This is a genomic window from Pseudomonas sp. RIT-PI-o (assembly GCF_001297215.1).
Taxonomy (GTDB): domain Bacteria; phylum Pseudomonadota; class Gammaproteobacteria; order Pseudomonadales; family Pseudomonadaceae; genus Aquipseudomonas; species Aquipseudomonas moraviensis_A.
The window spans coordinates 164,559-191,096 of the sequence record NZ_LHPA01000028.1 but is presented as its reverse complement, the minus strand read 5'-3'; the positions used below and the strand labels follow the sequence as shown (position 1 = coordinate 191,096).

General features: G+C 59.8%; 27 protein-coding genes. 11 read left to right on the top strand and 16 right to left on the bottom strand.

All coding sequences use genetic code 11. From position 1 onward, the window contains the following. The first annotated feature begins 30 nt into the window (after positions 1 to 30). Entirely contained in the window at positions 31 to 1,368 is a 1,338-nt protein-coding gene (hisD, locus tag AEQ63_RS19605; protein WP_042608748.1) for a histidinol dehydrogenase, read from the top strand. A 2-nt stretch (positions 1,369 to 1,370) separates the two neighbouring features. After that, positions 1,371 to 2,423: a histidinol-phosphate transaminase gene (gene hisC, locus AEQ63_RS19600; RefSeq protein ID WP_064364546.1), complete on the top strand. Its 1,053-nt coding sequence runs from the start codon at positions 1,371 to 1,373 to the stop codon at positions 2,421 to 2,423. A gap of 84 nt (positions 2,424 to 2,507) precedes the next feature. Here hisC and AEQ63_RS19595 read toward each other — a convergent pair whose 3' ends face one another. The 4 genes from AEQ63_RS19595 to algW form a co-directional block, all read right to left on the bottom strand. Then, positions 2,508 to 2,948, bottom strand: coding sequence for a hypothetical protein (locus AEQ63_RS19595; protein WP_064364463.1), 441 nt, complete (start codon positions 2,946 to 2,948; stop codon positions 2,508 to 2,510). A gap of 487 nt (positions 2,949 to 3,435) precedes the next feature. Beyond that, complete coding sequence (locus AEQ63_RS19590; RefSeq protein WP_064364462.1) at positions 3,436 to 4,155, bottom strand: DUF4198 domain-containing protein; 720 nt, start codon at positions 4,153 to 4,155, stop codon at positions 3,436 to 3,438. 12 nt (positions 4,156 to 4,167) lie between these two features. After that, positions 4,168 to 6,273, bottom strand: coding sequence for a TonB-dependent siderophore receptor (locus tag AEQ63_RS19585; protein WP_064364461.1), 2,106 nt, complete (start codon positions 6,271 to 6,273; stop codon positions 4,168 to 4,170). Between the two features lie 88 nt (positions 6,274 to 6,361). After that, the gene (gene algW, locus AEQ63_RS19580; protein ID WP_042608743.1) at positions 6,362 to 7,519 is read right to left on the bottom strand and encodes a Do family serine endopeptidase AlgW; all 1,158 of its coding nucleotides are present in this window, start codon (positions 7,517 to 7,519) and stop codon (positions 6,362 to 6,364) included. Between the two features lie 104 nt (positions 7,520 to 7,623). On the opposite strand from algW, the gene AEQ63_RS19575 reads away from it, so the two are divergent. The 3 genes from AEQ63_RS19575 (at position 7,624) to cysN (ending at position 11,457) form a co-directional block, all read left to right on the top strand. Then, complete coding sequence (locus AEQ63_RS19575; RefSeq protein WP_064364460.1) at positions 7,624 to 8,382, top strand: Nif3-like dinuclear metal center hexameric protein; 759 nt, start codon at positions 7,624 to 7,626, stop codon at positions 8,380 to 8,382. 249 nt (positions 8,383 to 8,631) lie between these two features. After that, on the top strand, positions 8,632 to 9,549 hold the full coding sequence (gene cysD, locus AEQ63_RS19570) for a sulfate adenylyltransferase subunit CysD (RefSeq protein ID WP_007912374.1): 918 nt from the start codon (positions 8,632 to 8,634) through the stop codon (positions 9,547 to 9,549). 9 nt (positions 9,550 to 9,558) lie between these two features. Next, complete coding sequence (cysN, locus tag AEQ63_RS19565; protein WP_064364459.1) at positions 9,559 to 11,457, top strand: sulfate adenylyltransferase subunit CysN; 1,899 nt, start codon at positions 9,559 to 9,561, stop codon at positions 11,455 to 11,457. 171 nt (positions 11,458 to 11,628) lie between these two features. Here cysN and AEQ63_RS19560 read toward each other — a convergent pair whose 3' ends face one another. From AEQ63_RS19560 to AEQ63_RS27390, 3 genes are read right to left on the bottom strand one after another with little or no spacing between them, the layout of a single operon-like run. Next, entirely contained in the window at positions 11,629 to 12,534 is a 906-nt protein-coding gene (locus tag AEQ63_RS19560; RefSeq protein WP_064364458.1) for an acyltransferase, read from the bottom strand. Next, entirely contained in the window at positions 12,535 to 14,634 is a 2,100-nt protein-coding gene (pta, locus tag AEQ63_RS19555; RefSeq protein WP_064364457.1) for a phosphate acetyltransferase, read from the bottom strand. A 51-nt stretch (positions 14,635 to 14,685) separates the two neighbouring features. Further along, entirely contained in the window at positions 14,686 to 15,012 is a 327-nt protein-coding gene (locus AEQ63_RS27390) for a DUF3565 domain-containing protein (RefSeq protein WP_073473919.1), read from the bottom strand. Here AEQ63_RS27390 and AEQ63_RS19550 point away from each other — a divergent pair. The 3 genes from AEQ63_RS19550 to AEQ63_RS19540 all read left to right on the top strand — a co-directional run bounded on the left by AEQ63_RS19550 (position 14,981) and on the right by AEQ63_RS19540 (position 17,371). Beyond that, the gene (locus AEQ63_RS19550; RefSeq protein WP_016771661.1) at positions 14,981 to 15,466 is read left to right on the top strand and encodes an FKBP-type peptidyl-prolyl cis-trans isomerase; all 486 of its coding nucleotides are present in this window, start codon (positions 14,981 to 14,983) and stop codon (positions 15,464 to 15,466) included. The two genes, AEQ63_RS27390 and AEQ63_RS19550, sit on opposite strands and share 32 nt — an antisense overlap. A 123-nt stretch (positions 15,467 to 15,589) precedes the next feature. Continuing rightward, on the top strand, positions 15,590 to 16,072 hold the full coding sequence (locus AEQ63_RS19545; protein WP_064364456.1) for a glutathione peroxidase: 483 nt from the start codon (positions 15,590 to 15,592) through the stop codon (positions 16,070 to 16,072). 195 nt (positions 16,073 to 16,267) lie between these two features. Further along, positions 16,268 to 17,371: an NADH:flavin oxidoreductase gene (locus AEQ63_RS19540; protein ID WP_064364455.1), complete on the top strand. Its 1,104-nt coding sequence runs from the start codon at positions 16,268 to 16,270 to the stop codon at positions 17,369 to 17,371. Between the two features lie 127 nt (positions 17,372 to 17,498). Here the strand turns inward: AEQ63_RS19540 and AEQ63_RS19535 are convergent, their stop codons facing one another. Continuing rightward, entirely contained in the window at positions 17,499 to 18,698 is a 1,200-nt protein-coding gene (locus tag AEQ63_RS19535; protein WP_064364454.1) for a glycosyltransferase family 4 protein, read from the bottom strand. A gap of 40 nt (positions 18,699 to 18,738) precedes the next feature. Then, positions 18,739 to 19,491, bottom strand: a complete 753-nt coding sequence (gene cysZ, locus AEQ63_RS19530; RefSeq protein WP_042607646.1) for a sulfate transporter CysZ — start codon at positions 19,489 to 19,491, stop codon at positions 18,739 to 18,741. 312 nt (positions 19,492 to 19,803) lie between these two features. Between cysZ and trxB the strand changes: the two genes are divergently transcribed. After that, a complete protein-coding gene (gene trxB, locus AEQ63_RS19525; protein ID WP_042607647.1) occupies positions 19,804 to 20,766 on the top strand; it encodes a thioredoxin-disulfide reductase in 963 nt (320 codons plus the stop codon). A gap of 189 nt (positions 20,767 to 20,955) precedes the next feature. Here the strand turns inward: trxB and AEQ63_RS19520 are convergent, their stop codons facing one another. The 5 genes from AEQ63_RS19520 to AEQ63_RS19500 form a co-directional block, all read right to left on the bottom strand. After that, on the bottom strand, positions 20,956 to 21,294 hold the full coding sequence (locus AEQ63_RS19520) for a HopJ type III effector protein (RefSeq protein WP_064364453.1): 339 nt from the start codon (positions 21,292 to 21,294) through the stop codon (positions 20,956 to 20,958). Beyond that, positions 21,287 to 21,583, bottom strand: coding sequence for a DUF1244 domain-containing protein (locus tag AEQ63_RS19515; RefSeq protein WP_056782977.1), 297 nt, complete (start codon positions 21,581 to 21,583; stop codon positions 21,287 to 21,289). Before AEQ63_RS19515 ends, AEQ63_RS19520 begins: the two co-directional genes overlap by 8 nt. A 95-nt stretch (positions 21,584 to 21,678) precedes the next feature. Then, positions 21,679 to 22,050 (bottom strand): dihydroneopterin triphosphate 2'-epimerase, encoded by a 372-nt coding sequence (gene folX, locus AEQ63_RS19510; RefSeq protein ID WP_016771653.1) that lies wholly within the window; start codon positions 22,048 to 22,050, stop codon positions 21,679 to 21,681. 72 nt (positions 22,051 to 22,122) lie between these two features. Further along, complete coding sequence (folM, locus tag AEQ63_RS19505) at positions 22,123 to 22,833, bottom strand: dihydromonapterin reductase (protein ID WP_064364452.1); 711 nt, start codon at positions 22,831 to 22,833, stop codon at positions 22,123 to 22,125. Positions 22,834 to 22,891: 58 nt separating this feature from the next. After that, positions 22,892 to 23,461, bottom strand: a complete 570-nt coding sequence (locus AEQ63_RS19500) for an antibiotic biosynthesis monooxygenase (RefSeq protein WP_064364451.1) — start codon at positions 23,459 to 23,461, stop codon at positions 22,892 to 22,894. A 211-nt stretch (positions 23,462 to 23,672) separates the two neighbouring features. Between AEQ63_RS19500 and AEQ63_RS19495 the strand changes: the two genes are divergently transcribed. Next, positions 23,673 to 24,632, top strand: a complete 960-nt coding sequence (locus tag AEQ63_RS19495) for a MerR family transcriptional regulator (protein WP_064364450.1) — start codon at positions 23,673 to 23,675, stop codon at positions 24,630 to 24,632. Between the two features lie 3 nt (positions 24,633 to 24,635). Here AEQ63_RS19495 and AEQ63_RS19490 read toward each other — a convergent pair whose 3' ends face one another. Both AEQ63_RS19490 and AEQ63_RS19485 read right to left on the bottom strand, forming a co-directional pair. Then, complete coding sequence (locus AEQ63_RS19490) at positions 24,636 to 25,241, bottom strand: hypothetical protein (protein ID WP_064364449.1); 606 nt, start codon at positions 25,239 to 25,241, stop codon at positions 24,636 to 24,638. A 54-nt stretch (positions 25,242 to 25,295) separates the two neighbouring features. Further along, the gene (locus AEQ63_RS19485; RefSeq protein WP_064364448.1) at positions 25,296 to 25,772 is read right to left on the bottom strand and encodes a PAS domain-containing protein; all 477 of its coding nucleotides are present in this window, start codon (positions 25,770 to 25,772) and stop codon (positions 25,296 to 25,298) included. Between the two features lie 153 nt (positions 25,773 to 25,925). On the opposite strand from AEQ63_RS19485, the gene AEQ63_RS19480 reads away from it, so the two are divergent. After that, the gene (locus AEQ63_RS19480; RefSeq protein WP_042607655.1) at positions 25,926 to 26,381 is read left to right on the top strand and encodes a flavodoxin; all 456 of its coding nucleotides are present in this window, start codon (positions 25,926 to 25,928) and stop codon (positions 26,379 to 26,381) included. Positions 26,382 to 26,538 lie beyond the last annotated feature (157 nt).

Genomic DNA, 26,538 nt, shown 5'->3' with positions numbered 1-26,538 from the left:
GTTATTTGCCATTCCTATGAGGCTCTCGCTATGACCGCAACCACTGCAATTCGCCGACTCAACGCTGCTGACCCGGATTTCGCGCATCATCTGGATCATCTGCTGAGCTGGGAAAGTGTGTCTGACGACTCGGTCAATCAGCGCGTGCTGGACATCATCAAGGCTGTGCGCGAACGCGGTGACGCGGCGCTGGTCGAGTTCACTCAGAAGTTCGACGGCCTCGAAGTCGCCTCGATGGCCGACCTGATCCTGCCGCGCGAGCGCCTCGAGCTGGCCCTGACCCGCATTACGGTGCCGCAGCGCGAAGCATTGGAAAAAGCCGCTGCCCGGGTGCGCAGCTATCACGAAAAGCAGAAGCAGGATTCCTGGAGCTACACCGAAGCCGACGGCACGGTGCTCGGCCAGAAAGTCACGCCGCTGGATCGTGCCGGCCTGTATGTGCCGGGTGGCAAAGCGTCGTATCCGTCATCGGTGTTGATGAATGCGATTCCGGCCAAGGTTGCCGGCGTGACCGAAGTGGTCATGGTCGTGCCGACCCCGCGCGGTGAGCTCAACGAACTGGTGCTGGCCGCTGCCTGCATCGCCGGTGTTGACCGGGTATTCACCATCGGCGGTGCGCAAGCGGTTGCTGCGCTGGCGTACGGCACTGAAAGCGTGCCGCGTGTCGACAAAGTCGTCGGCCCGGGCAACATCTACGTCGCCACCGCCAAGCGTCACGTGTTTGGCCAGGTCGGCATCGACATGATCGCCGGCCCTTCGGAAATCCTTGTGGTCTGCGATGGCCAGACCGATCCGGACTGGATCGCCATGGACCTGTTCTCTCAGGCCGAGCACGACGAAGACGCGCAAGCGATTCTGGTCAGCCCCGACGCCGAGTTCCTCGACAAGGTCGCCGCGAGCATCGACAAACTGCTGCCGACCATGGACCGCGCAACCATCATCGAGACCTCGATCAATGGCCGTGGCGCGCTGATCCAGGTGAGCGACATGGCCCAGGCCATCGAAGTCGCCAACCGCATCGCGCCGGAACACCTGGAGTTGTCGGTCGCTGATCCGCAAGCCTGGCTGCCGCAGATCCGTCACGCTGGCGCGATCTTCATGGGCCGCCACACCTCCGAAGCGCTGGGCGACTACTGCGCCGGCCCGAACCACGTCTTGCCGACTTCGGGCACTGCGCGTTTCTCCTCGCCGCTGGGTGTCTACGATTTCCAGAAACGTTCTTCGATCATCTTCTGCTCCGAGGCCGGTGCTTCGGAGCTGGGCAAGACTGCATCGGTACTGGCCCGTGGCGAATCGCTGAGCGCCCACGCCCGTAGCGCCGAATACCGCATCAAAGATGAAGACTTTCTGAAAGAGCAAGGGGAATGAGCATGAGTAAATTCTGGAGCCCGTTCGTCAAGGATCTGGTGCCGTACGTACCGGGCGAACAGCCGAAGCTGACCAGACTGGTCAAGCTCAACACCAACGAAAACCCCTACGGCCCGTCGCCAAAAGCATTGGCGGCGATGCAAGCCGAGCTCAACGACAATCTGCGCCTGTACCCGGACCCGAACAGTGATCTGCTGAAAAACGCCGTGGCCGAATACTACGGCGTGCAAACCAGTCAGGTGTTCCTCGGCAACGGTTCGGACGAAGTGCTCGCGCACATTTTCCACGGTCTGCTGCAACACGATCAGCCGCTGCTGTTCCCGGATATCAGCTACAGCTTCTATCCGGTCTATTGTGGGCTCTATGGAATTGAGTTCGACGCGGTGCCGCTGGATGCGCAATTCCAGATCAACCCGGCGGACTATGCCAAGCCGAACGGCGGGATCATTTTCCCCAACCCGAACGCCCCGACCGGCTGCCTGCTGGCGCTGGACGCCGTCGAGCAAATCCTCAAGGCCAGCCCGGATTCGGTGGTCGTGGTGGACGAGGCCTACATCGACTTCGGCGGCGAAACCGCGATCAGTCTGGTGGACCGCTATCCGAACCTGCTGGTGACACAGACATTGTCCAAGTCCCGCTCGCTGGCCGGTCTGCGTGTCGGTCTGGCGGTAGGGCATCCGGATCTGATCGAGGCGCTGGAGCGGATCAAGAACAGCTTCAACTCCTATCCGCTGGATCGTCTGGCGATTGTCGGTGCGGCGGCGGCGTTTGAAGATCGCGAATATTTCGACGAGACCTGTCGTGAGGTGATCGAGAGTCGCGATTGGGTCGTTGCGCAATTGCAGGCCAAGGGCTTTGAAGTCCTGCCGTCGGCGGCCAACTTCATCTTCGCCCGGCACCCGCAGCATGATGCGGCGGGCCTGGCTGCGAAACTGCGCGAGCAGGGCGTGATCGTACGGCACTTCAAACAGGAGCGGATTGCGCAGTTCCTGCGGATTTCGATTGGCACGCCTGAGCAGAATCAGGCGTTGGTCGATGGCCTGCGAGGGTTGTAATACTTCGGACGCCCTCTATTGATTTTGGACTTCCTGCTCTTGCGAGTATTGCGCAAGAGCAGGAGTTTATTCTTTTGGCATGGTTTAACTCAAAGTTCGTGGTCTCAAATCAAAGTCTCCCGATATCTGTATGTCGTTCTCGGTTTTGAATGAATATTCGCCTTTAGCAGTTTCGCCCAGAGTCTCGACGGTGTTCTTCAGGTTTCCTGATTTTGCAGTATGGTATTTTTCGTCCTTGTAGTATGTCCACTCCGCGACCATGTTTTCAAAATCATTTGGGTAGGTATAGTTTTGCGGGCTACCTATCATTGGATTGCGTGGGTAAGTGAGTTGAATGAAATCTTTGGATTCAACGTTTTCGAGTTCTGATCCCCGCATTATGCCACCGCCCTCTGGTAAAGGGCCTAAGTGGACGGAGTTCAGGGTAACTGGTGAATCCTGGCTAAACTCGACTTTAATATGGCCCCTTGACTCAGCGAGTTTGTCGTTTTCTGCAGTTGTGGTGGTTGGGGTTGTTTTTGTCATGGTTCTTTCCCTGGGTTTTGTGGGGGAGATAGTTATAAAGTGAAGTGTTGGGTGGTAATCAGCAACTGTCAGAGTTGACAGGTTTTTATATTATTTAATATTATTGTTCATATAGCGGAAAGTCGTAATTGGGAAGGGCGCTCCTGCATTGCATGCAGGCCGGTCCAATTACCTGCTTGTACGAGAGAAGGTGGCCGTCACTTTTAATCGCAGGGCATCGCACAGTTGATCAGGATTTCGATTAGTGCGACGGAGCAGAATCAGGCACTCATCGATGGACTGGGCAACCTCTAAAAGCAAAAAGCCCCTCACCCTAACCCTCTCCCAAAGGGAGAGGGGACTGATCGGGGGATATTGCTGAGGTACGCCGACCTGAATTTGCTTTACCGAATCCATAATCGACTCGCTCTTTCAGGTCGATGTATCCCGCAAGATAACTCGGTCGGCTCCCTCTCCCCCGGGAGAGGGCTGGGGTGAGGGGAGCTTTTTATTCGTGATGCGGCTCGCCAAGGAACGTCAGTGAACTGAACAGCCCTCGACTATCCACATCCACACTGTCCTTCACCGGCACTTCAACCTGCGCCGCAATCACATTCAAACCCTCATTTCTCACCAGCACCTGCGCACGCCCATCCGTGTCGGTCTCGGTGCTCAGCGTATTCGGCGCGCTGCGATAGTCGCCGTACAACTTCACGCCCGCCGCGGGTTTGCCATCGAGCAACACCCGCACCGGCAACGATTTGCCCGGCCCTACCGTCAGCGGATCGACCTCCGGCAGGATCAGCAGTTTGATTTGATCCAGCTTCGGCAACTTTGCCCCCGGTTGATAAATCGCCAGGCTGTACTTGAACGTTTGTGTGGCCTCGGTGGCGCCGGGCACTTTGCTGCGTCCTTCGTTGATCCACTTCTTGTCCGCCGTCTGCGACCACATGCCATTGTTCAGCGCTACGGCCATCACTGCCGGCGGCTTCAACGGTTTCAGCCGTGCATGATCAGCCAGGCGCTCGACGCTGACCGGGATCATCTTGCCGCCCGCGTCATAAGCCCAGGCACTGCTGATTTTCTGCGCCTTGAAGGCGTTGTCTTCGGCGCCGTGGCCGTAGATCACTTCGATATTGCCGCGCCGTTCCTCTGTCCACAGGCCGTGGGCCGAAACCTGGCCTGCGAACAGCGCCGCGATGAGCAGAAGGGGTTTGCCGTAGTGCATGGTGACGTCCTTTTACAGGTTGAGTGTCAGGCTGACGGTGAAATTGCGCGGTTCGCCGGGGTTGACCCAGTAGTTGCTGTAGGAGCGCTCGTAGTATTTCTCGTCGAAGATGTTGTTCAGGTTCAGGCCGACCGTGACGTTGTCGCTGGCCTTGTAGTGCGCAAGCAGGTCGACGGTCTGGTAGGCCGGCAATTCGAAGTCGCTGCCTGACTCGCCCGAGCGATCGCCGACGTAAGTGAACGCTGCGCCGACGTCTGAACCGCGCAGATGGCCATCCTGAAATTCATACACACCCAGTAGACTGCCGCTGCGTTTGGCCACGCCGAGGATGCGGCTGCCGGCGGGAATGGTCGCGTCACCCTTGGTCACCTCGGCGTCGATGTAGGCGAAGGCGCCGATGACCCGCACCGCGTCGGTCACCTGGCCGCTCAATTGCCAATCGAAACCCCGGCTTCGCGCCTTGCCCATGGCGCGGCTGGTGTCGGTGCCCGGATCGAGGGCGAGGACGTTTTCCTTGTCGATGTGGAAGAAGGCGAGGGTGCTGCTCACGCGCTCATCGAACAATTCGTTCTTGATCCCCACTTCGTAACCGACGCCTTCTTCCGGATCGAAGGATTTGCCCGAAGCATCCAGCCCGTTGTTCGGTTTGAACGAGGTCGAGGCGTTGGCGAACAGGCCAGTGTTCGGCGTGAGTTGATAGAGCAGGCCGGCGCGTTGGGTCAGCGCGTCGTGGCGCTGCTGGCTCTTGGCGTTACGGCTGTGGTCGTCGATGCGCTGATCGAAGTGTTCGAAGCGCGCACCGAGCATGCCGCGCAGCTTGTCGGTGAAGATGATCTGGTCCTGCAGGTTCAACGCATGGCTTTCGACGTGTTCGAAGAAGTCAGTGCCCGAGCGCGCACCGTTGGGTTTTGGCTGGCCGTAGACCGGCTTATAGATGTCGATGGCGTAGGGGCCGCCGGCGACGGTGGTGACGCGTTCGTCCTTGCGGTAATTCTCGTACTCGGTGCCCACCAGCAATTCATGCTGCCACGGGCCGAGGTCGAACAGACCGCGCAGTTCCAGTTGGGTGATGCTGTCGTGCCAATTCGTATCGCGTTCGCGCAAGCGGCGGTTGACCGTGTGGCCGTCGGCGTTCAGCGCGCGTTGTTCCGAGGCGTCGCCCCAGAGCTTGCCTTCCTTGTAGTGGCTGGCCAGACGCAGTTTCCAATTGTCGTTCAGATGGTGCTCAAGCGTGGCCTGAAGCAGGTTGTTGTGGTTGTCGATATTGCCGTCGTTGGGTTCGCCCAGGAACGTCGAACGCGATACGCCGCTCCATTTATTGTTTGGCGCCACCACGCCGCGATCGAACGTCGAGTTGTGACGAACGATTTCGCTTTCAACCAGCAGCGAGGTGTCCGGGTTCAACTGCCAACTGATCGAGGGCGCGACGAAGACCCGCTGGCTGTCGACGTGATCGCGAAAGCTGTGGTTGTCCTCGACGGCGAGATTGATGCGCGAGAGTACGTCGCCCTGTTCATCGAGGGGCGTATTGACGTCCAGCGCGGTGCGATAGCGGTCCCAACTACCGGCGCTGGTTTGTAGAGTGGTGAACGCTTGCGGCTGGGGTTTCTTGGTGACGATGTTCACCGTGCCGCCGGGATCGCCTCGACCGTAGAGGCTGGCGGCCGGGCCTTTGAGCACTTCGATGCGTTCGATGTTGGCCGCATCCGGCGTGCTCGGGTAGCCGCGATTCGCGCTGAAGCCATCCTTGTAGAACTCGGACGTGGTGAAGCCGCGCACGCTGTATTCGTACAGGGTCAGGCCGCCGAAGTTGTTCTGTTTCGATACCCCGCCAGCGAAATCCAGCGCGCGATCAACGCTGGCGCTGCCCAGATCCGAAAGCACGCTGGCCGGGACCACGCTGATGGCTTGCGGGATATCGCGAATTGCCGTGTCGGTTTTGGTCGCACTGGCGGAGCGAGTCGCGCGATAGCCGCTGACCGGGCCGGTAGGAGACTCATAGTCGGAGGTGACGCTGATGGCTTCCAGCTCAACGGGCTGCGGTTCATCGGCGAAGGCGGGATCGCAGAGCAAACCCAGGGTCAGGCCCAGCAGCGAAGCCTTTTTTCGAGACGACATGTTATGTTGTTCCAATTGTCAGAATTGAAACAATATAACATGCCCGTTGAGAATGTCTGTTATTCGCGCCGCTGGCGCGAAAACATTTTTACTCTTCTTTTTCTTTCACTGGTGCCGGCGGTGGACGCAGGCCGATTTCAGCGCTCAGCTTCAGCTCCTTGCCGTTGCGCATGACCTGGATCGTCACCTTGTCAGTCGGTTTGATTCGCGCCACCTGGTTCATCGAACGGCGACCATCGCCGGCCGGTTCGCCATCGATACTCAGAATCACATCGCCCAGCTGCAGGCCGGCTTTCTGCGCCGGGCCGTCACGGAAAATCCCCGCGACGACAATTCCCGGACGTCCGGACAAGCCAAACGACTCGGCCAGTTCCTGGGTCAGCGGTTGCACTTCGATGCCCAGCCAGCCACGGATCACCTGACCGTGCTCGATGATCGACTTCATGACTTCCATCGCCAGTTTCACCGGAATCGCAAATCCGATGCCTTGCGAGCCGCCGGACTTGGAGAAGATCGCCGTGTTGATGCCAGTGAGGTTGCCATTGGCATCGACCAGCGCACCGCCGGAGTTGCCCGGGTTGATCGCCGCGTCGGTCTGGATGAAGTCTTCGTAATTGTTCAGGCCCAACTGATTACGCCCGGTGGCGCTGATGATGCCCATGGTCACGGTCTGGCCGACGCCGAACGGGTTGCCGATGGCCAGCGCGACGTCGCCGATGCGAATGCTGTCGGAGCGGCCGACGGTGATCGCCGGGAGGTTTTTCAGGTCGATTTTCAACACCGCGAGGTCGGTTTCCGGGTCGCTGCCAATCACCCGTGCCAGCGTCTCGCGACCATCCTTCAATGCCACGACAATCTGGTCGGCGCCGCTGGTGACGTGGTTGTTGGTGAGAATGTAGCCTTCCGGGCTCATGATCACCCCGGAACCGAGGCTCGATTCCATGCGCTTCTGTTTCGGCGAGTTGTCACCGAAGAAGCGGCGGAACTGCGGATCCTCGAACAGAGGATGCGCCGGTTTGTTGATGACCTTGGTGGTGTACAGGTTGACCACCGACGGTGCGGCGATACCTACCGCATCCGCATAGGACACAGGCCCCTGTTGCACGATCGTTGTCTGTGGCGCCTGTTGCAGATTGACGTCGAGGCTCGGTAGCCCGACCCACTCGGGATAACGCTGAATAATCAACAGAGCGATAAGCACACCGGCCAACAGTGGCCAGCCGAAAAAACGCAGCGCCTTGAGCATTAAGCACGTTCCTGGAAAGGTTGCAGGCGAGGTCAGACCGCCCATAATGTCGCGCATTATACGAGGCCGCGCGTGCCTCTGAACGGGATATTTAGGAGTCTTTCATGGCCGTTGCCCTCAGCACCCTCGTCGAAGAAGCCGACCGTTACCTGACCAGTGCGAAAATTGCCGATTATTGCCCCAATGGATTGCAGGTCGAAGGCCGCCCACAGGTGATGCGCATCGTCAGTGGCGTCACCGCCAGCCAGGCTTTACTGGACGCCGCCGTCGAAGCCGAGGCCGATCTGATCCTGGTCCACCACGGTTATTTCTGGAAAGGCGAAAACCCCTGCGTCACCGGCATGAAACAGCGCCGCTTGAAGACCTTGCTCAAGCACGACATCAGTCTGCTGGCGTATCACCTGCCGCTGGATCTGCACCCGGACGTCGGCAACAACGTGCAACTGGCGCGTCAGCTCGACATCACTGTCGAAGGGCCGTTGGACCCGAGCAACCCGAAAGTCGTGGGTCTGGTCGGTTCGCTGAATGAGCCGATGACTGCCCGGGATTTCGCGCGCAAGGTGCAGGAAGTCATGGGCCGCGAGCCACTGTTGATCGAAGGCAGCGGCATGATCCGCCGCGTCGGCTGGTGCACCGGGGGCGGCCAGGGTTATATCGATCAGGGCGTGGCTGCAGGGGTCGACCTGTTCATCAGTGGCGAGGCCTCCGAGCAGACGTTTCACAGTGCGCGGGAAAACGACATCAGCTTCATCGCCGCCGGCCATCACGCCACCGAACGCTATGGCGTGCAGGCGCTGGGCGATTATCTGGCGAAGCGCTTTGCCCTTGAGCACATCTTCATCGACATCCCGAACCCTATCTGACACACCGCGTTTCCCCTGTAGGAGTGAGCCTGCTCGCGAAGGCGTCAGACCTTCAATACAAAGGTGCCTGACACTCCGCCTTCGCGAGCAGGCTCGCTCCCACGTTCGGCCCTGACGGCCGAACTGGTGGGCATATTCATATACCCTTTCGATCTAGTTGGCGTCCTGATTAGAAGAGGTCGCTGTGCTAGGATTCCCCGCTCGAACACGGCCCGCTGGCCGTTCATAAGAAAGCTTTCGTGAGTAGCCATGGTCGACAAACTGACGCATCTGAAACAGCTGGAGGCGGAAAGCATCCACATCATCCGCGAGGTGGCCGCCGAGTTCGATAACCCGGTGATGCTGTACTCCATCGGTAAAGACTCCGCCGTGATGCTGCACCTGGCACGCAAGGCGTTCTTCCCGGGCAAACTGCCGTTTCCGGTGATGCACGTCGACACCCGCTGGAAATTCCAGGAGATGTACAAGTTCCGCGACAAGATGGTCGAAGAACTGGGCCTGGACCTGATCACCCACATCAACCCCGATGGCGTGGCGCAGAACATCAACCCGTTCACCCACGGCAGCGCCAAGCACACCGACATCATGAAAACCGAAGGCCTGAAGCAGGCACTCGACAAGCATGGTTTCGACGCAGCCTTCGGCGGTGCCCGTCGCGATGAAGAGAAGTCCCGCGCTAAAGAGCGCGTGTACTCGTTCCGCGACAGCAAGCACCGCTGGGACCCGAAAAACCAGCGTCCCGAACTGTGGAACGTCTACAACGGCAAGGTCAACAAGGGCGAATCCATCCGTGTATTCCCGTTGTCGAACTGGACCGAGCTGGACATCTGGCAGTACATCTACCTCGAAGGCATCCCGATCGTGCCGCTGTATTTCGCCGCCGAACGCGAAGTGATCGAGAAGAACGGCACGCTGATCATGATCGACGACGAGCGCATCCTCGAACACCTGTCCGACGAAGACAAAGCGCGCATCGTGAAAAAGAAAGTGCGGTTCCGCACCCTGGGCTGCTACCCATTGACGGGCGCGGTGGAGTCCGAGGCCGAAAGCCTCACGGACATCATTCAGGAAATGCTCCTGACGCGAACTTCCGAGCGCCAGGGCCGGGTCATCGACCACGATGGCGCAGGCTCGATGGAAGACAAAAAACGTCAGGGTTATTTCTAAGGGGTTGTCATGTCGCACGCATCTGATTTGATCAGCGAGGACATCCTCGCCTACCTGGGCCAGCACGAACGTAAAGAGCTGCTGCGCTTTTTGACCTGCGGTAACGTCGACGACGGCAAGAGCACCCTGATCGGGCGCCTGCTGCACGACTCGAAGATGATCTACGAAGATCACCTTGAAGCGATTACCCGCGATTCGAAGAAATCCGGCACTACCGGTGACGACATCGACCTGGCGTTGCTGGTCGACGGTCTGCAGGCCGAGCGTGAGCAGGGCATCACCATTGATGTGGCCTACCGCTATTTCTCTACCGCCAAGCGCAAATTCATCATCGCCGACACCCCCGGCCATGAGCAGTACACCCGCAACATGGCCACCGGTGCATCCACCTGTGACCTGGCGATCATTCTTGTCGATGCCCGTTACGGCGTGCAGACCCAGACCCGTCGCCACAGCTTCATCGCTTCGTTGCTGGGCATCAAACACATCGTCGTCGCCATCAACAAGATGGACCTGAAGGACTTCGATGAAGGCGTGTTCGAGTCGATCAAGGCCGATTACCTGAAGTTCGCCGAAGGCTTGAAGATGAAGCCGACCAGCATGCACTTCGTGCCGATGTCTGCCCTCAAGGGCGACAACGTGGTGAACAAGTCCGAGCGCTCGCCTTGGTACACCGGCCAGTCGCTGATGGAAATTCTCGAGACCGTGGAAGTGGCGGGCGATCGCAATTTCACCGACCTGCGTTTCCCGGTGCAGTACGTCAACCGTCCGAACCTGAACTTCCGTGGTTTCGCCGGCACCCTGGCCAGCGGCATCGTGCACAAGGGCGACGAAGTCGTGGTGCTGCCGTCCGGCAAGAGCAGCCGGGTGAAGTCCATCGTCACGTTCGAAGGTGAGCTGGAACACGCAGGTCCCGGTCAGGCGGTGACGCTGACCATGGAAGACGAAATCGACATCTCCCGTGGCGACCTGCTGGTGCATGCCGACAACGTGCCGCCGGTCACCGACAGCTTCGAAGCGATGCTCGTGTGGATGGCTGAAGAGCCGATGCTGCCGGGCAAGAAATACGACATCAAACGCGCCACCAGTTACGTGCCGGGCTCGATTGCCAGCATCGTCAACAAGGTCGACGTCAACACTTTGGAAGAAGGCCCGGCGAGCGCGTTGCAGCTCAACGAAATCGGCAAGGTGAAGATCGCACTCGATGCACCGATCGCCCTCGACGGTTACGAAAGCAACCGCACCACCGGCGCATTCATTGTCATCGATCGCCTGACCAACGGCACCGTTGGCGCCGGCATGATCGTCGCTCAGCCAGTGGCTCATGGCACCGCCACGCACCACGGCAAACTGGCTCACGTGGCAACTGAAGAACGTGCCCAGCGTTTCGGCCAGCAACCGGCCACCGTGCTGTTCAGCGGCCTGTCCGGTGCGGGTAAAAGCACCCTGGCGTATGCGGTCGAGCGCAAGCTGTTCGACATGGGCCGTGCGGTGTTTGTACTGGATGGCCAGAACCTGCGTCACGATCTGAACAAAGGTCTGCCACAGGATCGCGCCGGTCGCACCGAGAACTGGCGTCGTGCTGCACACGTGGCGCGTCAGTTCAACGAAGCGGGCCTGCTGACATTGGCCGCCTTCGTTGCGCCGAGCGCCGAAGGTCGCGAGCAGGCCAAGGAACTGATCGGCAAGGATCGCTTGCTGACGGTCTACGTGCAGGCCTCGCCAACCGTATGCGCCGAACGTGATCCGCAAGGTCTGTATGCCGCTGGCGGCGACAATATCCCTGGCGAATCCTTCCCCTACGACGTGCCGCTCAACGCCGACCTGGTGATCGACACGCAGTCGCTGGGTCTGGAAGAAAGCGTAAAGCAGGTGCTGGAGCTGTTGCGTCAGCGTGGCGCCATATAAGCGTTAGCCCAAAATAAAAAGCCCGCCGATGAGCAATCATCGGCGGGCTTTTTTATTCGGGCCAGCTCGGTCAATTGTAGGAGTGAGCCTGCTCGCGATAGCGGTGTGTCATTCAACAATGGTGGCGGCTGATCCACCGCTATCGCGAGCAGGCTCACTCCTACAGGGGGCTCAGTGTTTGGGCGGATACTCGCGGTGCATCTGCTCCAGCAGCGCATCCTTGTCCAGCCACAGCTGATTGATCCAGCCCTGAAACTGCAAACGGTACTCGCCGTCCTGGTCGTAGTTCTTGCCGATGAAGGCCGGCGGGATTTTGATTTCTTCAAAATGCACCACCACATCGCGCACGTTGCCGCAGAGCAAATCCCAGAACCCCGGTCGTCCGGCCGGGTAATGAATCGTCACATTGACGATCGACTCTAGCTGTTCGCCCATCGCATCGAGCACAAAGGCGATCCCGCCAGCCTTGGGCTTGAGCAAATACTTGAACGGCGACTGCTGTTGCGCATGCTTGCCTTCGGTAAAGCGTGTGCCTTCGACGAAGTTGAAAATCCCCACCGGGTTATGCCGGAATTTTGCGCAGGTCTTGCGCGTGGTCTCCAGATCCTTGCCTTTCTTCTCCGGATGCTTTTCCAGATACGCCTTGGAGTAACGCTTCATGAACGGAAAGCCCAGCGCCCACCAGGCCAGACCGATCACCGGCACCCAGATCAGCTCCTGCTTGAGGAAAAACTTCAGCGGCTGAATCTTGCGGTTGAGCACGTATTGCAGGACCAGAATATCCACCCAGCTCTGGTGGTTGCTGGTGATCAGGTACGAGTGCTGATAGTCGAGACCCTGCAGGCCGCTGAGGTGCCAGCGGGTGCGCCGTACCAGATTCATCCAGCCCTTGTTGTTGCTGATCCACGCCTCGTGGGTGTGGCTCATCAGCCAACCGGCAATGCGCTGGGTAACTGCAAACGGCAGGGCCTTGACCAGCGCCACGCAGAACAGGAACGAGCAGAGCAGAATCGTGTTGAGCGCCAACAGCAGCGAGGCGATCACGCCGCGCACGGGTGCGGGTAGAAAATCCAGCATTTACACATCCATAGGTCGGTTGGCGGCTTGAATCGCGGTGAGCGCGATGGTGTAGACGATGTCATCGACTTGCGCGCCGCGCGGCAAGTCGTTCACCGGTTTGCGCAGGCCTTGCAGCATCGGCCCGAGGCTGACGCAATCGGCGCTGCGCTGCACGGCTTTGTGCGTGGTGTTGCCGGTGTTGAGATCGGGGAACACGAACACCGTGGCGCGTCCGGCGACCTGACTGTTCGGCGCCAGTTGCCGGGCGACGTCGGCGTTGGCCGCAGCGTCGTATTGCAGCGGGCCGTCGATCAACAGTGAGTTTTGTTGCTCATGGGCGAGCAGGGTCGCCTCGCGGACTTTCTCGACCTCTTCACCGCGTGCCGATTCGCCGCTGGAATAACTGATCATCGCCACCCGTGGGATGATGCCGAATGCCGCTGCTGAATCCGCGCTTTGCAGGGCGATCTCCGCCAGTTCGGCAGCGCTCGGGTGCGGGTTCATCACGCAGTCGCCGTAGACCAGCACTTCTTCCGGGAAGAGCATGAAGAACACTGAAGACACCAGCGTACAGCCCGGCGCGGTCTTGATCAGTTGCAGGGCCGGGCGGATGGTGTTGGCGGTGGTGTTGATCACCCCGGACACCAGCCCGTCGACCTCATCCAGCGCAAGCATCATGGTGCCGATCACCACGGTGTCTTCCAGTTGCTGCTCGGCCATCGGTGCGTTGAGGCTTTTGCTCTTGCGCAGAGCGACCATCGGTTCGACGTAGCGTTCGCGGATGTGGTCCGGGTCGAGAATTTCCAGACCCGGCGGCAGCACGATGCCTTGGGCGCGGGCGACCGCTTCGACGTCTTCGGGTTTGGCCAACAGCACGCAGCGGGCGATCCCGCGTTCCTGGCAGATCGCCGCCGCTTGCACGGTGAACGGCTCGCTGCCTTCAGGCAGGACGATGCGCTTGTTCGCCGCCTGCGCACGCTGGATCAATTGATAGCGGAACACCGCTGGCGACAGGCGCATTTCCCGTGGCGTGCCGCAGCGCTGGTGTAGCCAACTGGCGTCGAGGTGGCTGGCGACGAAATCGGTGATGATCTCCGCGCGCTCGCGGTCATCGATCGGGATTTCCTTGTTCAGGCCATTGAGCAGGTTGGCGGTGTCGTACGAGCCGGTGCTCACCGACAACACCGGCAAACCGGCCTGCAACGCGCCCCGGCACAGGTCCATGATGCGTGGGTCGGGCAGGGTGTCGCTGGTCAGCAGCAGGCCGGCCAGCGGCACACCGTTGATGGCTGCGAGGCTGACAGCGAGGATGATGTCGTCGCGATCACCCGGCGTCACCACCAGCACGCCGGGCTTGAGCAGCTCGACGGTGTTGCGCATGGTTCGTGCGCAAATGATGATTTTGCTCATGCGCCGGGTTTCGTAGTCGCCGGCATTGAGCACCTGCGCGCCCATCAGGTCGGCGACGTCGCGGGTGCGCGGCGCGTTGAGTTCCGGCTGGAACGGGATGCAGCCGAGCAGGCGGAAGTCACCGCTGCGCAGCAACGGCGAATGCTCTTTCAAACGCGTAGCGAAGGCGTCCATGCTCTCATCGGTCTTGACCTTGTTGAGGATCACGCCGAGAACTTTCGGATCTTTCGGGCCGCCGAACAATTGCGCTTGAAGCTCGACCCGACCAGAGAGCTCGGCGAGCACTTCGTTTTCCGGCGCCGAGACCAGAATCACCTCGGCATCCAGGCTCTTGGCCAGGTGCAGATTGACCCGCGCGGCGTAACTGGCGCTGCGAGTCGGCACCATGCCTTCGACCACCAGCACATCCTTGCCGACAGCCGCCTGCTGATACAGGGCGATGATTTCTTCGAGCAACTCGTCGAGCTGACCGTCACCGAGCATGCGCTCGACATGCGCCAGGCCCAACGGTTGCGGCGGTTTCAAACCGTGGGTGCGTGCCACCAGTTCGGTGGAACGCTCAGGGCCGGTGTCGCCCGGGTGCGGCTGGGCGATCGGTTTGAAGAAGCCGACTTTGAGGCCGGCGCGTTCAAGCGTGCGCACCAGCCCGAGGCTGATGGAGGTCAGACCCACGCCAAAATCGGTGGGTGCGATAAAAAAAGTTTGCATGGGAATTCTCTATGCAAGGGTGTCAGCCTATGTCTGGCCGACTACCGAAATTCAGTCGCCAAGGTTAGCGCTAACCGAGCCCTGTGCACACCAACCGCAGGCAAAGGGTTGACCTGTTTTTTCAATACGTTGCGCCGGATCCAAGACCCAGGCGCGGGTTTGCCATGGCGGCTGGTGGCGCAGGTGCTGGGTGTGGCCACAGGAAAGCTCGACCACCCAGTGGCCGTCTTCGTCCTGATGGAAGCCGGTGATGGTCGAAACCCGTTTGTCCGGGTTGTGGTCGCTTTCACGCGATTGCTTCGCTAAACTTGGCCTTTCTATATTCTTATGCAAAAGGTCTCGCCCCATGCTGATCGCCGCCAATAAGGCTGTCTCCATCGACTATACCCTGACCAACGACGCTGGTGAGGTCATCGACAGCTCCGCCGGCGGCGCTCCGCTGGTTTACCTGCAAGGCGCAGGCAACATCATCCCGGGCCTGGAAAAAGCCCTGGAAGGCAAAGCCGTCGGTGACGAGCTGAAAGTGGCCGTTGAGCCGGAAGACGCTTACGGCGAATACGCCGCCGAGCTGGTCAGCACCCTGAGCCGCAGCATGTTCGAAGGCGTTGACGAGCTGGAAGTCGGCATGCAGTTCCACGCTTCGGCGCCGGACGGCCAGATGCAGATCGTCACCATCCGTGATCTGGACGGCGACGACGTCACCGTTGATGGCAACCACCCTCTGGCCGGTCAGCGCCTGAACTTCGAAGTGAAGATCGTTGATATCCGTGACGCCAGCCAGGAAGAAATCGCTCATGGTCACGTCCATGGCGAAGGTGGCCATCACCACTGATTTTCTGCGCTAAGCTTCGAGTACTGGAGAGGCGCCTGTGGGCGCCTTTTTAGTCCGCGGCTGTCCTTGGTGGCCTCGCCAAGTGGCTGTTTCGAGTAGAACACGAGAATCCTGGAGTTCGGCATGAGTGCTTTTCACGACCTTAAGTTGACAGCCCTGGATGGTCAGGAGCTACCGCTGGCGCCGTTCAAGGGCCAAGTGGTGCTGGTGGTCAACGTGGCCTCCAAGTGCGGCTTGACCCCCCAGTACGCAGCACTGGAAAACCTCTATCAGCAATACAAAGGCAAAGGTTTTACCGTGCTGGGCCTGCCGTGCAATCAGTTTGCCGGTCAGGAACCGGGCTCTGAGAAAGAAATCCAGGAGTTCTGCAGCCTCAACTATGGCGTGACGTTTCCGTTGTCGAGCAAGCTCGAAGTCAACGGCCACGAGCGGCATCAGTTGTATCGCCTGCTGGCGGGCGAGGGCGCCGAGTTTCCCGGTGACATCACCTGGAATTTCGAGAAATTCCTGCTCGGCAAGGACGGCCGGGTGCTGGCGCGGTTTTCGCCGCGAACGGCGCCGGATGATCCGACCATCGTGCATGCGATTGAAAAAGCGCTGAGCTGAAAAGCAGGATCAAAAGATCGCAGCCTTCGGCAGCTCCTACAGGGGGACCACAAACTCCGTGTAGGTGCTGCCGAAGGCTGCGATCTTTTGCTTTTCATTCTTTTAATCCTTAATCACCAAAATCAATAATGCTGTTCAAAGGCTCCGGCTCTCCATATTATCGCCGTCATAAAGCGATCGCCATGGAGCCTCCCGATGCCTGTTCAAGCCCTGTTCAAACCATTCCACCTCGGTGCCCTCGAACTGCCGACCCGCGTGGTCATGGCGCCAATGACCCGCTCGTTCTCGCCGGGCGGCGTGCCCAATTCCAAGGTCATCGAGTACTACCGTCGGCGCGCGGCGGCTGGCGTCGGTTTGATCATCACCGAAGGCACGACGGTGGGCCACATCGCTTCCAACGGCTATCCGAATGTTCCGCAATTCTTCGGTGACGCGCCGCTGGCCGGCTGGAAAAAAGTCGTCGACGCCGTACACGCCGAGGGCGGCAAGATCGTCCCGCAACTGTGGCATGTCGGCAGCGTACGCCGCCTCGGCACCGAGCCGGACGCCAGCGTGCCGGGCTACGGCCCGTCGGAAAAACTCAAGGACGGTCAGGTCGTGGTTCACGGCATGACCAAACAGGATATCCAGGACGTGATCGCTGCGTTTGCCCAGGCTGCCAAAGATGCGCAGAGCATCGGCATGGACGGCGTGGAAATCCACGGCGCCCACGGCTATCTGGTCGATCAGTTCTTCTGGGAAGGCAGCAACCAGCGCAACGACGAATACGGTGGCAGCCTGGCCAACCGCTCGCGCTTTGCCATTGAATTGATTCAAGCCGTGCGCGCGGCCGTCGGTGAAGGCTTCCCGATCATCTTCCGCTTCTCGCAATGGAAACAGCAGGATTACACCGCGCGTCTGGTGCAGACCCCCGAAGCACTGGGCGAATTTCTCAAGCCGCTGTCCGACGCCGGCGTAGACATTTTCCACTGCTCGACCCGACGTTTCTGGGAACCGGAGTTCGACGGATCCGATCTGAACCTGGCCGGCTGGACGCGCAAGTTGACCGGCAAGCCGACCATCACCGTCGGCAGCGTGGGGCTGGACGGCGAGTTCCTGCAGTTCATGGTCAACACCGACAAGGTCGCGCAACCGGCCAGTCTGGAAAACCTGCTGGAGCGTCTGAACAAAGAGGAATTCGATCTGGTGGCGGTAGGCCGTGCACTGCTGGTCGATCCGGACTGGGCGCAGAAAGTTCGTGAAGGGCGCGAGCAGGATATTTTGCCGTTCAGTCGTGAGGCGTTGATGACCTTGGTCTAAGCGGCGCCAGTTCGAACCATTCGCGAGCAGGCTCGCTCCCACCCTTGATCGCATTTCAGGTGACGGAATGCGGTGCCCATGTGGGAGCGAGCCTGCTCGCGAAAGCTGTTTTTATGTCGACGAAAATCTAAGGTTGTGTCTGCGCCCGAGGAATTACTTGCTCCCCGATACAAGCCCCGCGCAAATACCCCTCGAACTGCTCGATAATCGCCGCCCATCCCTGGCGACTGCCATGCTGACGCGCATTCAACCTTACGCAGCGCAACCGCTCATCCTCCTCCAGCAACCACGCCGCCGCTTCGCAAAACGCCTGCTCATCGCCGGGCATGGCTGACACGCCGTTGTAGCCGTGGCGAATATGTTGCGCCGCCGCTGCCTGGTCGTACGCCACCACGCCGAGTCCCGAAGCCAAGGCTTCCAGCACAACGTTGCCGAAGGTTTCCGTCAGGCTGGGAAACACGAAAAGATCACCGCAAGCATAGTGCGCCGCCAGTGCTTCTCCACGCTGAGCACCGCAGAAAATCGCGTCCGGCATTTGTTTTTCCAGCAATGAACGCTGCGGGCCATCTCCGACCACGATCAGTTTCAAACGGCGCTGTGGATAGGTTTCCCGCAGGGTGTCAAAGCAACGCTTGAGCAGTCCCAGATTCTTCTCCGGGGCGAGTCGTCCGACGTGAATCACAGCGATATCCTGCTCGGACAGTCCCCATTGCTCACGCAACGCGTTCTGCCGTTTGCTCGGGTGGAACAGCTGGCTGTCCACTCCCCGCGACAACAACGCCAATCGCTCGAAGTGCCGGCGCTCCAGCTCCAGGCGTTGGCTGACGCTAGGCACCAGGGTCATTGCCGAACGATTGTGAAACCAGCGGAGGTAGTGGGTGAGCAAACGTGTCAGCAGCTCCAGACCATACTGGCTGGTGTACTGCTGAAAGTTGGTGTGGAAGCCGCTGACGACCGCAATCCCCAGGCGCCGCGCGGCGCGCAATGCCGACAACCCGAGCGGGCCTTCGGTGGCTATATAGAGAACGTCCGGACGCTGGCGTTTCCAGCGGCGCAGCAATTTATGCATCGACGACTGGCCCCATTGCAGCCCCGGATAGCCCGGCAGCGGCCATCCGCGACACAGCAACAGCGCATCGTCTTGGCTGCGCTGCGGATCACCGGCCTGACGTGGGCGCACCAGCTCCACCCGATGCCCGCGCGCGCGCAAGCCCTCGCACAAGCGGCCAAGGGTATTGGCCACGCCGTTGATTTCCGGTGGGAAGGTTTCGCTGATGAGGGTGATGTGTAGAGCTGTCGTCATGACCTCAGTGTCGGCTGAGGCCATGTCGACGTTGTGACGTTCGGATGACGGATTTGTGACGCGATCAGTGTTGTATCACCAGATTCTCGGCACCACGCTCGCGCACCCAGAACAACGTCGCTCCCGCCACCGCTGCCGGCATCATCAGAATGTTGACCACCGGAATCAGCAACACCAGATAGACAATCCCGCCAAAACTCATGCTCTGCCAGCGCTTCTGCCGCAGCCAGGCGAGCATCTCGTTCCAGCCCAGTTTGTGGTTGTCCGCCGGGTAGTCGATGTACTGGATCGCCATCATCCACACACCAAACAACAACCACAGCGGCGCGGCGACGATGTTCACTACCGGGATAAACGAGAGGATGAACAAGCCGATGGCACGCGGCAGGAAGTAGCCGAGCTTGCGCATTTCCCGGGCCAGAGTGCGGGGGATCATTGCGATCAGTTCGCCCCAGCTGAACGCCGGGAAATCATCGGTGCCGCGCACCACCACTTCGACTTTTTCCGCGAGAAAACCGTTGAACGGTGCGGCAATGATGTTGGCGAGCATGGTGAATGTGAAGAACACCATCAAGGCCACGAGGACCACGAACAGCGGCCACAGAATGTAGCTGAGGAAACTCAGCCATTCAGGCAACGACGGCATCAGCGTGTCGACCCACAGGCTGAACTGGTGGCCGGCCAGATAGATCAATCCGACGAACAGCACCAGGTTGATCGCCAGCGGCAGCAACACGAACAGGCGCAGGCCCGGGCTCAAGACCAGTTTGAGGCCTTCGCGCAGGTATTGCGGGCCGGACAGAACGGGGGCGGGCATAAGGTGCTCCGAAGCTAGGGAAAACGCGCCGACGTTACCGGCTTTGTCGCAGCGGCGAAAGCGTGGCAGAGCGATCGACATTCACTGTAACAAAGACGCTCATCTGGTCAGCGACTCGGCATAGAGACCACCTATGAGCTGGATTGTTAAACCGTATTTCCTTAATCTTGCCCCCCTCGATACGCTGCACCCAACTTTTTACAGGACTGTCGAGTTCAAGCCTTCCCCAAGGTCTCCACGGTCCTTTTTTATTCCGCCGGCAGTCCGGCGTCCGCGCCAGATCTTTCATGGCCGGCCAACAGGAGCAGATTCATGTCTGAAGTCCGTCATTCGCGAGTGATCATTCTCGGTTCCGGCCCTGCCGGTTACAGCGCTGCGGTCTACGCGGCCCGCGCCAACCTCAAGCCACTGCTGATCACCGGTATGCAGGCTGGCGGTCAACTGACCACCACCACCGAAGTCGACAACTGGCCGGGCGATGTTCACGGCCTGACCGGTCCGGTGCTGATGGAACGCATGCGCGAGCACGCCGAGCGTTTTGAAACCGAGATCGTGTTCGATCACATCAACGCCGTGGACTTTGCAGCCAAGCCGTACACCCTGACCGGCGACAGCGCCGTCTACACCTGCGACGCGCTGATCATTGCCACTGGCGCCAGCGCCCGCTACCTGGGCCTGCCTTCGGAAGAAGCGTTCATGGGCAAAGGCGTGTCGGCCTGCGCGACCTGCGACGGGTTCTTCTATCGCAACAAACCGGTCGCCGTGGTTGGCGGTGGCAATACTGCTGTGGAAGAAGCGCTGTATCTGGCCAACATCGCCAGCACCGTGACCCTGATCCACCGTCGCGAAACCTTCCGCGCCGAGAAGATCCTGATCGACAAGCTCAACGCCCGTGTGGCCGAAGGCAAGATCATCCTCAAGCTGAACGCCAACCTGGACGAAGTCCTCGGCGACAACATGGGCGTCACCGGTGCGCGTCTGCGTAACAACGATGGCAGCTTCGACGAGATCAAAGTCGACGGCGTGTTCATCGCCATCGGCCACACCCCGAACACCTCGCTGTTTGAAGGCCAGTTGACCCTCAAAGACGGTTACCTGGTGGTGCACGGTGGCCGTGAAGGCAACGCAACGGCCACCAGCGTCGAAGGCATCTTCGCTGCCGGTGACGTGGCTGACCACGTTTACCGTCAGGCGATCACCTCGGCCGGTGCCGGTTGCATGGCGGCGCTGGACACCGAGCGTTACCTGGACGGCCTGCAGAACGCCACGTTCTAAGACCGCAGGGCACAAAAAAACCGGCCAGAGACGGCCGGTTTTTTTACGCTCGCTATTCACCGCCACCACCTATCCAGTGTGGGAGCGAGCCTGCTCGCGAAAGCGGTCTATCAGTCGACATCAACGATAATGTCAGTCCGTCTTCGCGAGCAGGCTCGCTCCCACAGGGGGTATGGGTGGCTGTTGGGATCAGCGGCGGGTCAGGGGTGGCGCGGTGAATTTCACCCCGGCCAGGCCGTGCTTGATCAGCGCGCGGATGTTGCCGTGATCGCTGCCCTCAGGCGTCGCCAGCACCGAACGGTAATGCTCGCCGAACGCCAGCAACGCTTCTTCATCGCTCAAGCCTTCCAGCAGGGCCAGACCCAGCGTCTTGCACGAACCTTCGTTTTGCCCGGCAGCGTTTTCCACGCCGCCATTGTTGAACGCTTGAGGCTGGTAGTCGTAACCGGCGGCAATGAATGCAAGGGTGTCGGCAAAAGCGTGTTCGCCGCTCTTGAGGCTGGCGCGCAGGGTGGTCAGATCAGTCATTGGGTTTTCCTTTGGCGAACGCCGCTTGCTGTTCGGCGCTGGCTTCTTGCTGGTATTGGGCCTTCCACTCGGCGTAGGGCATGCCGTACACCACTTCGCGGGCGTCATCGAGGCTGACCTCGATCTGACGTTGGTCGGCTTCAGCCTTGTACCACTTGGACAGGCAGTTGCGGCAGAACCCGGCGAGGTTCATCAGGTCGATGTTCTGCACGTCCTTGCGGCTGTCGAGGTGAGCGACCAGTCGGCGGAAGGCGGCGGCTTCGAGTTCCAGGCGTTGTTGATCAGTCATGGGAGTCTCTGCGAGACAGCTTCAAGCGGCAAGCTTCAAGCTGCAAGATGGGTGTCGGTGAACGAAGTTTACAGCTTGCGGCTTGAAGCTTGTAGCTAGCGGCTTGCCGCGAGCGTGATCGATACCGACTCGGCAAAGCGCAGCGCGTGGGGTTTGTCGACTTCGACTTCGGCGTACAGCACCGATGCATTGGTCATCACCAGATCGAGCAATTCTTGCGTCAGGCGTTCGAGCAGCGCGAAGCGGTTGCCTTCGACGTGAGCGATGATCGCTTTGGTGATGGTGCGGTAATTCAGCGCGTGGTCGATATCGTTGTCGCGCACCGCTTCTTGAGCTGCGTACAGGATGGTCAGATTGATCAGCACATCCTGTTTGTTGAGGATTTCGTCCTCGTTGATGCCGATAAAGGTGCGCAGGCGCAGATCCTTGACCCGGATGCGCGCCATTCCCGGTTGAAGTTGTGGCATTGATTAGCTCCGTCCAGACTATTGCAGGCGTTCTGGTGGATCTTACTCGACTCGCGGCCGAAGCGGGACGGCCTATTTGACGTGCCGGCCGCCGTTGACGGTGAGCGTCGTGCCGGTGACATAGGGATTGTCGAGCAGATAGCGCAGGCTCTGGTAGATCACTTCGCTGCCGGGCTCGATCCCCAATGCAGATTTGGCCAGTGCCTTGGCGCGGTAGGCGGCGTCGTCGTCGGGGTTGAACAGCACCAGTGCCGGAGCGATGCCGTTGACCTTGATGGCGGGCGCAAAGCGCGCGGCAAACGACAGGGTCAAGCTGTCGAGGCCGGCCTTGCTGGCGCAATAACCGATGTGTTTGCTGCTGCCCTTGCGGGTCACGTCGTCGCTGATGTGGATGATGTCGGCTGGCGTCGAGCGCTGCAGCAACTCGGCGCAGTGCAGGTTGATCAGATACGGCGCGAGCATGTGAATGTTGAGCATGCGACTGAAAGCTTCAGCTTCGCTGCCCTGGGTTTCCGCCAGCCATTCGGAGGCGTTGTGCACGATCGCGCGCAAACTGTCGGTGTGGGCTTTCAGCACTTCGATAAAGGCAAGAATCCCGGGCTCACCGGAAAAGTCCGCGTACAGGCCTGTCGCGCCCAGATCGTGCAATCGCTGCACGCCCGGGCGTTCGGTCCGGTACGTGAAGATGACCCGATGGCCATCCTCGAGCAGACGCTGCGCACAGTGCAGGCCGACACGCTGGCCGGCGCCGGTGATGAGGATCGGGGCTGCGGAATCTGGCATGGGCGGCTCGTATCGCGGTTGAAGCGAAAACTATAACAGGCTCGCCGCCCCTTGGAGATCAACGATTCTGCGTCGACGCCGTGGCCGGTAATAGCCTCGTCGGCGTGCTGTTTAACCAGTTTGCCAGCAGGCGCGTCGACAACGGGATGAAGAAATACACCATCAGCGGTGTCAGGCAAGCCGTGCCGATCAAGATGCGTGGCAACAGACTCAGCTCAGCCAGCAGCGGGCCGAGGACAAAATTGAATATCAGCGACACCGGGAAAAACGCCAGCCAGATCGCCACGGCCTGTTTCCAGCGCGGTGGGCGTTGCCCGGCAGCGCCGAACCAGCCTTCGATGCCGCTGACCCGATGCTCCTTGGGGTGTTCGAACAAGTCGCTGCCGCGGTTCAGCCAGGCTGTGCGCGACGCAGAATATTCCCACGCATGCAGCGTCTGCTCATCGACAAAACGGAAAATGATCTGGAATTCATTATCGCCGGGCGGTGGCGCAAGGACGCCGGAACCGAGGTAGCCGGGGAAGTCGGTAGCCAATTGTTCGCCTTCGCGCAGCCAGGCGATCAGATCGTGATAACGGCCATCGGCGACGCGACGCGCTACCATCAGCGTGACGGGGGAAGTAGACATTTTGTATCTCCGTATTTCGAGCGCGTTGCTCCGGGTAAGAGCTTCGCCTGACGCAGGCCGGGGTAGAGGCCTGCGCTTTACTACAAGCAAGGATTATTCCTGATTTTGTCGATTAAACCAGTCACTTTCGTCGCAGATCATTACTTGAACGCTTGCGCCCCATCGTGTTTAGAATGGGATCCAATTCACCGACATGGAAGTTGACCGCCAGATGCCTGTAATCACGGACATTCGCCCGGCTTCGACAGTGCCCGTCACGCTCGAGCGTGAGGAGCTGTTTCCCATCCGCGAAGTGGCGCGCGTGACCGGCGTCAACCCGGTGACCCTGCGTGCCTGGGAGCGTCGCTATGGATTGATCCAGCCGACCCGCACCGAAAGCGGGCATCGCCTGTATTCAATGAACGATATCGAGCGCGTTCGCAGCATTGTCGACTGGATCGACCGCGGCGTGGCCGTGAGCAAAGTCGGCAAGATCCTGGCGAAGACAGAGCCCTTGAAGGTGCTGGCGAACTTCATCCCCGAAGACCATGTGCAGGCCGATTACAAGCAATGGCAGGAGCAGATTCAGCAGGCGGTGAGTGCGTTCGACGACCAGCAACTGGATCGCGTCTATGGGCAGATCTTCTCGTCGTACACGCTGCCGGTGGTGTTTGAAGCCATCATCATGCCGTTGTGGCGGCAACTGCTGCAGCGGCAGGAGGCTTTCGGGCAAACCAGCGAATGGTTGTTTCTCGACGGTTTTCTCAGAGTGCGTGTGTTGCAGCGCATCGTCATGCTGCGTGGCGCGCAGCCGCGGCGAATAATCGTCAGTGCGCTCGCCGGGCAGTGTCGTGAGCTTGAGTTACTGGTGGCGGCGCTGTTTCTCAGCGGCAACGATTCCGGCGTACGGGTGCTGACCACCGGCCAACCCTTCGACGAGCTGACGCTGGTCTGTGAAAAGGTCAAACCTGAGGCACTTGTGCTGTTTTCCAATCATGCGCCCGGGCCAGAGCTGCCCCGGCGCCTGAATCGTCTGGCGCTGAGCCTGGATTGTCAGTTGATGCTGGCGGGCGATGCCTCCGAACTGGCCGAAGACAGCCTGGCCGGCTCGGCAGTGGCGTGCCTGGGGAACGAGGGCGGGACAATGCGGCAACGCATGAAGCAATTCATGGCAGGCAAGCTGGATACCTGAACCTCAGGCGTGCAGGGCGGGGTGGGTCAGCCGATGCTGTTGCAGAATGAACTGGCGCAGGCGCTCGGTTTCGTCGGCATCGGTCTGGCTCAGTTCGTAGGCGTAGAAACCTTGCTCGTTTTCACGCTCGAAATGGCCGCGTAACGAGATACGCTCATAACCGGAAGGGCTGAACCACAGGGCGAAGTTCTTCGGTGGTTTGGTCTTGTTGCGCACTTCCAGCAATACGCCTTTGTGCGACACTTCGTGCACCCACAGCATGCCAGGCTGGCCCTTGGCATTTTCCAGCGCCACCGGCTCCTCAAGTACCAGACGCCACGGTCGCACCATCGGCCCGTCTTCGTAAATGCTTGGCACACCGAGACGCAGATGCAGCGCGTGAAACTCGTCTTCCACCAGATGCAGCGGAAAAGTCATCTGCTGATTTTCGAAGTTCGCCTGGATCGTCACTTGCTCATGAGCGGCAAGACGGGTCAGCAGATCACGGATCTGCGAACCGCCATTAACCAGCAGACTCGACGTCGCATCCCGCACATTCAGTTGCGGGTTGTGCTGCATGGTCTGGATGAAATCCAGCTCGTCCTGGGTGAGGAGGGCGTCGCGCTGCATGGTTAACTCGAAGTGAATAGTTACAAAGTCATTGGTGATTGTAGTTAATGACCGTCAGTTCGCGGTTTTGTTTGCGCCGTTCGTCGCTTTGACTGTCGCGAGCTCGCTTTGCAGTGCCGCCACTTGTGCTTCCAGCTGCGCGACCCGTTGCAGCGCCTTGACCTGAACGGTCACATCCTTTTGCACGCCGATGAAATACGTCTGCCCGTCATCGGCATTCTTCACCGTCGACAGCGACAGCTCGTTCCAGAATGGCGTGCCGTCCTTGCGATAGTTACGCAGGATTTCCCGGCACGAACCGCCCTTTCGCAATGTCTCGCGAATCAGCTGCAGACTCGGTTGGTCACGGTCTCCAGCCTGCAGGAAACGACAGTCCTGATAAAGAATCTCCTCACTGCTATAACCGGTCATGCGCTCGAAGGCAGGGTTGACGTAGATGAGAATGTTGTCCTGATCACCCTCCTTTTCCGCCACCACGATCCCCTCGTTCGAGGCATTGATCACCAATTGCAGCAGACTGGCGTTGATCATCCGAGAATCCCTTCCGTTGTGTCAGTGGCAGGCATTCTAGAAGAATGGCGCGGACTGTCTATAGGCCATCAGCGTGGAGTGGGAGCTGATCGCAACTGCCGCGCGAGGGCTGTTACTATCGCGGCTCTTTTTTTCAGTTTCAGGATCAGATTGATGAAAGTCGCCATCCTCTCCGGTTCGGTCTACGGCACCGCCGAAGAAGTCGCCCGCCACGCCCAGAATCTGCTGAAAGCCGCCGGCTTTGAAACCTTTTACAACTCGCGCGCCTCGCTGGCTGATATTCAGGCGTTCGGGCCTGAGGCCCTTCTCGCTGTGACTTCGACCACGGGCATGGGCGAGCTGCCGGACAACCTGCAACCGTTGTATTCGTCCCTGCGCGATCAGTTGCCTGCTACGTTACGCGGGCTGCCAGGCGCAGTGATCGCCCTGGGTGATGCCAGCTACGGCGACACCTTTTGCGGCGGTGGCGAGCAAATGCGTGAATTGTTTGCCGAACTGGGTGTGAACGAGGTGCAGGAAATGCTGCGCATCGACGCCAGCGAAAGCGTCACGCCGGAAACCGATGCCGAGCCCTGGCTGGCGCAGTTGATGGACGCGCTCAAGGGCTGATTGCCAGACATTCTCGCTGCACCTTGCAAGCGTGGTTGCACTGGAACGGCTACAGGCCGTTTGCCCGGCTGACTCGTTCAGTCATCAAGCTGGCTGCCAATGCAACTACGCGATGCCCCGCGCCTGACTAGACTGCTGACACGAGCAGAACAAGAAG

What these genes read in the sequence shown, in the direction of transcription:
- AEQ63_RS19495 (WP_064364450.1), top strand. Translation starts at nt 23,673, where the DNA reads ATGCCTGTAATCACGGACATTCGCCCGGCTTCGACAGTGCCCGTCACG.
- AEQ63_RS19515 (WP_056782977.1), bottom strand. Translation starts at nt 21,583, where the DNA reads ATGACTGATCAACAACGCCTGGAACTCGAAGCCGCCGCCTTCCGCCGA.
- AEQ63_RS19595 (WP_064364463.1), bottom strand. Translation starts at nt 2,948, where the DNA reads ATGACAAAAACAACCCCAACCACCACAACTGCAGAAAACGACAAACTC.
- AEQ63_RS19485 (WP_064364448.1), bottom strand. Translation starts at nt 25,772, where the DNA reads ATGATCAACGCCAGTCTGCTGCAATTGGTGATCAATGCCTCGAACGAG.
- AEQ63_RS19535 (WP_064364454.1), bottom strand. Translation starts at nt 18,698, where the DNA reads ATGGCCTCAGCCGACACTGAGGTCATGACGACAGCTCTACACATCACC.
- cysZ (WP_042607646.1), bottom strand. Translation starts at nt 19,491, where the DNA reads ATGCCCGCCCCCGTTCTGTCCGGCCCGCAATACCTGCGCGAAGGCCTC.
- pta (WP_064364457.1), bottom strand. Translation starts at nt 14,634, where the DNA reads ATGCAAACTTTTTTTATCGCACCCACCGATTTTGGCGTGGGTCTGACC.
- folM (WP_064364452.1), bottom strand. Translation starts at nt 22,833, where the DNA reads ATGCCAGATTCCGCAGCCCCGATCCTCATCACCGGCGCCGGCCAGCGT.
- algW (WP_042608743.1), bottom strand. Translation starts at nt 7,519, where the DNA reads ATGCTCAAGGCGCTGCGTTTTTTCGGCTGGCCACTGTTGGCCGGTGTG.
- AEQ63_RS19500 (WP_064364451.1), bottom strand. Translation starts at nt 23,461, where the DNA reads ATGTCTACTTCCCCCGTCACGCTGATGGTAGCGCGTCGCGTCGCCGAT.
- AEQ63_RS19550 (WP_016771661.1), top strand. Translation starts at nt 14,981, where the DNA reads ATGCTGATCGCCGCCAATAAGGCTGTCTCCATCGACTATACCCTGACC.
- AEQ63_RS19575 (WP_064364460.1), top strand. Translation starts at nt 7,624, where the DNA reads ATGGCCGTTGCCCTCAGCACCCTCGTCGAAGAAGCCGACCGTTACCTG.
- AEQ63_RS19520 (WP_064364453.1), bottom strand. Translation starts at nt 21,294, where the DNA reads ATGACTGATCTGACCACCCTGCGCGCCAGCCTCAAGAGCGGCGAACAC.
- folX (WP_016771653.1), bottom strand. Translation starts at nt 22,050, where the DNA reads ATGCCACAACTTCAACCGGGAATGGCGCGCATCCGGGTCAAGGATCTG.
- trxB (WP_042607647.1), top strand. Translation starts at nt 19,804, where the DNA reads ATGTCTGAAGTCCGTCATTCGCGAGTGATCATTCTCGGTTCCGGCCCT.
- hisD (WP_042608748.1), top strand. Translation starts at nt 31, where the DNA reads ATGACCGCAACCACTGCAATTCGCCGACTCAACGCTGCTGACCCGGAT.
- AEQ63_RS27390 (WP_073473919.1), bottom strand. Translation starts at nt 15,012, where the DNA reads ATGGAGACAGCCTTATTGGCGGCGATCAGCATGGGGCGAGACCTTTTG.
- AEQ63_RS19590 (WP_064364462.1), bottom strand. Translation starts at nt 4,155, where the DNA reads ATGCACTACGGCAAACCCCTTCTGCTCATCGCGGCGCTGTTCGCAGGC.
- AEQ63_RS19545 (WP_064364456.1), top strand. Translation starts at nt 15,590, where the DNA reads ATGAGTGCTTTTCACGACCTTAAGTTGACAGCCCTGGATGGTCAGGAG.
- hisC (WP_064364546.1), top strand. Translation starts at nt 1,371, where the DNA reads ATGAGTAAATTCTGGAGCCCGTTCGTCAAGGATCTGGTGCCGTACGTA.
- AEQ63_RS19585 (WP_064364461.1), bottom strand. Translation starts at nt 6,273, where the DNA reads ATGTCGTCTCGAAAAAAGGCTTCGCTGCTGGGCCTGACCCTGGGTTTG.
- cysN (WP_064364459.1), top strand. Translation starts at nt 9,559, where the DNA reads ATGTCGCACGCATCTGATTTGATCAGCGAGGACATCCTCGCCTACCTG.
- AEQ63_RS19490 (WP_064364449.1), bottom strand. Translation starts at nt 25,241, where the DNA reads ATGCAGCGCGACGCCCTCCTCACCCAGGACGAGCTGGATTTCATCCAG.
- AEQ63_RS19560 (WP_064364458.1), bottom strand. Translation starts at nt 12,534, where the DNA reads ATGCTGGATTTTCTACCCGCACCCGTGCGCGGCGTGATCGCCTCGCTG.
- AEQ63_RS19480 (WP_042607655.1), top strand. Translation starts at nt 25,926, where the DNA reads ATGAAAGTCGCCATCCTCTCCGGTTCGGTCTACGGCACCGCCGAAGAA.
- cysD (WP_007912374.1), top strand. Translation starts at nt 8,632, where the DNA reads ATGGTCGACAAACTGACGCATCTGAAACAGCTGGAGGCGGAAAGCATC.
- AEQ63_RS19540 (WP_064364455.1), top strand. Translation starts at nt 16,268, where the DNA reads ATGCCTGTTCAAGCCCTGTTCAAACCATTCCACCTCGGTGCCCTCGAA.